The sequence below is a fragment of the Calderihabitans maritimus genome (assembly GCF_002207765.1).
Lineage (GTDB): Bacteria > Bacillota > KKC1 > Calderihabitantales > Calderihabitantaceae > Calderihabitans > Calderihabitans maritimus.
In genome coordinates this window covers 7,506-12,734 of sequence record NZ_BDGJ01000064.1, presented here as the reverse complement: position 1 = coordinate 12,734, position 5,229 = coordinate 7,506, and the positions used below count along the sequence as shown (strand labels likewise).

At 43.2% G+C, this 5,229-nt stretch carries 3 protein-coding genes and 2 pseudogenes; 1 reads left to right on the top strand and 4 read right to left on the bottom strand.

Annotated features, from left to right (window positions below):
* From KKC1_RS16720 to KKC1_RS06370, 4 genes and pseudogenes are all read right to left on the bottom strand, one after another.
* Positions 1–253, bottom strand: a pseudogene (locus KKC1_RS16720) (hypothetical protein); the annotation flags it as partial.
* A gap of 6 nt (positions 254–259) precedes the next feature.
* Positions 260–1,312, bottom strand: a complete 1,053-nt coding sequence (locus tag KKC1_RS06380) for an Ldh family oxidoreductase (protein WP_088553653.1) — start codon at positions 1,310–1,312, stop codon at positions 260–262.
* 33 nt (positions 1,313–1,345) lie between these two features.
* A complete protein-coding gene (locus KKC1_RS06375; RefSeq protein ID WP_202819969.1) occupies positions 1,346–3,313 on the bottom strand; it encodes a TRAP transporter permease in 1,968 nt (655 codons plus the stop codon).
* 147 nt (positions 3,314–3,460) lie between these two features.
* Positions 3,461–4,495 (bottom strand): TAXI family TRAP transporter solute-binding subunit, encoded by a 1,035-nt coding sequence (locus tag KKC1_RS06370; protein ID WP_088553651.1) that lies wholly within the window; start codon positions 4,493–4,495, stop codon positions 3,461–3,463.
* A gap of 539 nt (positions 4,496–5,034) precedes the next feature.
* On the opposite strand from KKC1_RS06370, the pseudogene KKC1_RS15690 reads away from it, so the two are divergent.
* Positions 5,035–5,229 (top strand): annotated as a pseudogene (locus tag KKC1_RS15690) (IS110 family transposase); the annotation flags it as partial.

Below are 5,229 nucleotides of genomic sequence, written 5' to 3'. Positions count from 1 at the left end.
TCCCCCCGCCATGGCTGCCCATGGCGGGGATGATAAAGGGGTCGGCACCCCATGCTTTAAATGTTTCAATGATAGTGCGGATTACCCGAACCCCGTATGGAAACCCTCTGGAACCATATGGCAAACAAAGCTTCATGCCAGGAAAAACTTTCTTTTGGATGCCCATTTTATCCAATTCTGCACGGACGTGTTCTTCTATATTGCCAATTGACTTACAATTAAAGTTTTGTTTTACCAAATACATGGGTAGCATGGTATCTTACACTCCTTCGATATTTAATTGCAGATTTAAATCAGCCATGCACTTGCGTATTTTTTCCATTACAGAGTCGGCAACCGGTATACCATCCGATTCACGTATAGCTTCATTGTATACTTCCAGCTCACCCGGATAAAGTATTTCCTGTACGCCCGGCATTGGTTTAACTTTCTTAATTGTTTCAATAAATTGATCCATTCTATTATAATACTCTTCCATGGGCAGGAAAGATTCGATGGAGATGGCGCCAAGGAAGTGTCCTACATTTTGGGACCGGGTAAAGTCATCTACAAGTCCGCCCACCTGGCTTGTGAACGCGGCACCGGTTATGACAGCTGATAAAATTTCAACAATAATGGCCAAACCGTAGCCTTTGACACCCGCGGCCGGCAACAAAACTCCCTTATAACCTTCATCCGCCGTTTTAGCCGGATAACCATCCTTGTTAAGTGCCAATCCTTCGGGAATTTCCTTCTTTTCTTCCGCCATATTTCTTAATTTAGTTCTTGCTATAGCACTGGTAGCAAAATCAATGACAATATGGGGTTTATTGCGTACCGGAAATGCAAAAGAAAGTGGGTTAGTACCAAATAAAGGTTCCATCCCGCCAAAGGGAGCTACGCTGGACGGTGCGTTAGTCATGGCTAGACCAATACAATTCCGCTTCGCTGCTACCATTGTATAATAAGATACCATCCCGAAGTGGCCTGAATTACGTACACCAACAAGGCCCACATTGGCGGAAAGCGCCTTTTCCACAGCCAGGTTCATGGCCCGGACTGCGCTAACTTGTCCCAAACCATTTTTACCATCTACAATAGCAGTATTGGTAGTTTCATTTAAAATTTCTGGCTCAGCTTTGGGATCTACTACCCCCCTCTTAATTCTTTCCACATAAATGGGTAGATAAGCTACGCCATGGGAATCTATACCCCTTAAGTTGGCTGATATCATAACCGAGGCTGCGGTTTTCGCGTATTCTTCCTTTACACCGTAACCTTTTAACACTTCAGTGCAAATTTTCTCTAAATCCGATGCCTGATATTTTTTCATACAACCACCTCTCCCTGTGTCAAACTTGATTTCTTATTTCGGATAAATTTTGCTGTGTGGCAATAGTGTTGCTTTTTTATCCTTTCTGAGCTGATTTAAATAAATGAGCACAGCTATACCTAGCCCGGTCAAGTCGGTGACCAATTCAGGTATAATCAATGAAAAAGCGCTCACAAAAAGGATAATCCGCTCAATCATGTTACAATTGGTTCGGAAATAGCCTATCACTGCGCAACCCAGTAAAATAACGCCCAATATTGCAGGTACCACAGCAAGTAAGGTATCGCTGGCAGCACCTCTACCGATTAACAGCGCCGGCTCTAAAACAAACATATAAGGAATGATGAAGCCGGCCAGGGCTAATCGTAGCGCAGCCCAACCTGTACTAAACACCGGGGAACCCGCTAAACCTGCTGCTGCATATGCTGCTATGGCTACAGGGGGGGTTAATGTTGAAAGAATTGCATAGTAGAAGACAAACATATTGGCAGCCAGGTCATCCACTCCCAAGGTGATTAATGCTGGAACCGCAATAATGGAGGCCATTATATATGCAGGTGTTGTGGGTAATCCCATGCCAAGAATTATGCAAGCCACCATGGTCAATATCAAGGTGGGTATGAGCATACCGTCGGTAAAGCTAAGTATACTGTCCGTAAAAACAACACCAACACTGGTAAGGGATACAACGCCAATAACAAAGCCTACCACTGCGCAAGCTACAGCCACACTAAGCGCTGTTCTGCCGCCGTTAATCATGGCATTGATGATCTGAGCTGGAGTCATACGGGTTTCCTTGCGCAGTGAAGAAACAACTAAGGTGGATATAATGCCGTAAAAGGCGGCGTACATGGGAGAATATCCTTTGATTAGTATGGCTATAATTACAATAAGCGGTATAAGCATGTGCCCTCTGGCTTTAAACACATCAACTAACCGGGGAATGTCGGACGCATCCATCCCTTGTAATTGCAACCTTCTTGCCTCACGGTCAACCATAGTCCAAACCCCTAGATAATAGAGCAGGGCAGGTACAATGGCGGCAATCATCACTGTGCCATAAGGAATGCCCGTTAATTCAGCCAGCACAAAGGCGGCCGCACCCATTACAGGTGGCATGATTTGCCCGCCGCAGGAAGAAACAGCTTCTACAGCACCGGCAAATTTGGGCTCATAGCCAACCTTTTTCATCAAGGGTATTGTAAATGTTCCGGTGGTCACCACATTGGCCACCGCCGCCCCGTTAATGGTAGCCATTATGCTACTGCCCAAGATGGCCACCTTGGCCGGACCGCCGGGAGACATACCTGCCAAGGCAAGGGAGCCATCATTGATAAGTCTGCCCATGCCTGATGCGGACATAAAAGAACCGAACAAGACAAATAAGAATATATATTGTGCAGATACGCCTAATGCTATACTAAAGATTCCTTCAGTACTGAGATACATTTGTTCAATGATCCTGGGATAGGTAAAGTTCATGTGGGAAAATACACCGGGAATCCATTCCCCGTACATGGCATATAAGACGGAGATAATGGCCAGAATAGGGAGAATCATACCCATTGTTCTTCTGGCCGCTTCCAGCACCAGCAACATTAAGATGGTGCCCAGGATAATATCGGTGGTATTGGCCATGCCGGCCCGCATAGCAATATCTTCAAAATAAACAACCAGGTAGCCGCAAGTAATTAAACTTAACAGTGAAAATATAATATCAAAAACGGTTGGCCGCCCCATCGGCGATCTTTTTTTGCTTGCCGGATAAAGCAAAAATACCATAAATAAAACTAACCCCAGGTGAATGGAACGCTGTTTTATTGCCAGTAATAAACCAAAACCAGAAGTGTATAAATGAAAAATAGACAGGCCGATGGCAGTAGCGGCAACAACATAAAACCAAAATTTGGAGTTGAATTCACGATAATTACTTTCAGTGGAGTACGTTTTTAATATTTCTTGCTGTTTCTTTTTATCAACAACTATGTCTTGATTATACAAAAAATTCACCTCTTTCTGAGGAAAAGTACCTTTATTGAGAAATCTGAGAGCTAAAAAGCTCTCAGATTTCTTTTTTATTTTTTCATTTTCATTTTTATTTTTATTATTTTTAATATTTTTAATATTTTTAATATTATATATATTATATTATATTTTTAAATTATCAGGTACAGTTACACCATGATCTTCAAAGAATTTAACTGCCCCGGGATGCAACGGTAAAGTCATACCCTTAAGCCCGTTTTCAATCTTAAACTTGGCAGCTCCTTTATAAGAATTGGCCAGTATGTCCTTATTTGCATAAATACTTTCGAGCATCTTATACACCAACTGCTCATCGACATCTTTCCTTACTACCAGTAAGTTACCCACTGCTACAGTTTGCACAGGCTCAGTCTGGCCTTTATAACTATTGGCCGGCACTACAATGGGGAAGTAGGCAGGATATTTTTCAACCAATTTATCTACTACATCTCCTTTAATTTCCAATATCTTAGCATCGGTACGGGTCATCATTTCTGTTACGGCAGCATGGGGAATACCGCCGGCAATAAAGACCATATCTGTTTGCCTGTCTACGAACTTTTGAGCGGCCTCTGCGTTGGAAACATAGTTGGCCTTGGCATCCTTATTATTTTGATAATCGATGCCCACTATGGAAAGAATTTGCCGGGCATTTAATTCAGTACCACTGCCTATGGGGCCCGGTATTATATTTTTACCCCTCAAGTCTTCGAGGCTATTAATACCTGAATCCTTATGGACAACGAAATAGCAGAGGTTGGGGTAAAGATAGGTCATGCCGACAAACTCTTTACGGGGCTTTCCTTCAAATGCGTTTTCACCGTTCCAGGCATCACCGGCCACCCCATTTTGCATGAAGGCAACCTGAGCTTCGTTCCTGGAAAGCAGCTCCACATTTTGCACCGAACCTGCTGTAGACTGGACGGATGCCTGAATACCATCTATTTTCTCATTCCACATATTGGCAATAGCATTGCCCAGAGCATAATAAATACCTGCCGTGGTAGCGGTAGCGATATTAATATGGGTTTTTTGACTACTGCTAGAGCTAGCTTTTGGTACTTCTTTGCCTTCGTCGGACGAATTACCGGAGCATCCCGCTAACGCAAAGAGTACGAGGCTGACGCACAAAATAACTACTAATAATTTTCTGATCATCTACTTTCCCCCTATCTCAATATTTTGCAGTAAAGCTTTAATTAGCTTTTAATTACTGTCAATTTTAAAATATTTACCTTGAGTGGTCTAACCCACAATCCACCCCGTGCTTACCCTATGTTGTCGAGCTATTACGGAAGAATTACCATAGCCTGGTCTTGATACCTACAATAGATGCCTGAGTAAGTTGGTAAATTCATTTAACCCATGCAGCAGCTTCGTCTGCTTTGTAAAGCCTGTTTCTTTGAACTTTTCCCGGTTACTCAGAGGCCCTTAACGAAGCTCTAGTAGTTTTCAATCAACTGACTTTTTAAAAATATTTCACCCCCTTATCTGTTAAAATGGTTTAAAGCAAGAAGGCAAAATCCTTCATGCCAACGTAATTAAATGATAGAAAGCTAAGTTTTTCGGGAAAAGACTATCTCCTCCTGGTCAGTTCGACTGCCTATACGAGAGTCATCTTTCCCTAAATAAAGCTGTGGCCGGTCATGGTCGATAGAGGGGTCGTGCTTCGAGCACCTTAGTTAGATAAGGCTAAACGCTTCGGCCACCTTGTTCCTTATCGCCGGAAGACTATGGTCACTGAACCTTTACGCCAACTGACCCGTTTGCGGTTGCATCTAGTAGAGTTGCTGACTGCTGAGCAAAACCGAGCCCTTAATCTCCTTTTCCTCAAGTTCTCTAACTACCACCAGGACAAGCCTTTCAGCCAGACTTTCGGTAAGTCGTCTTCG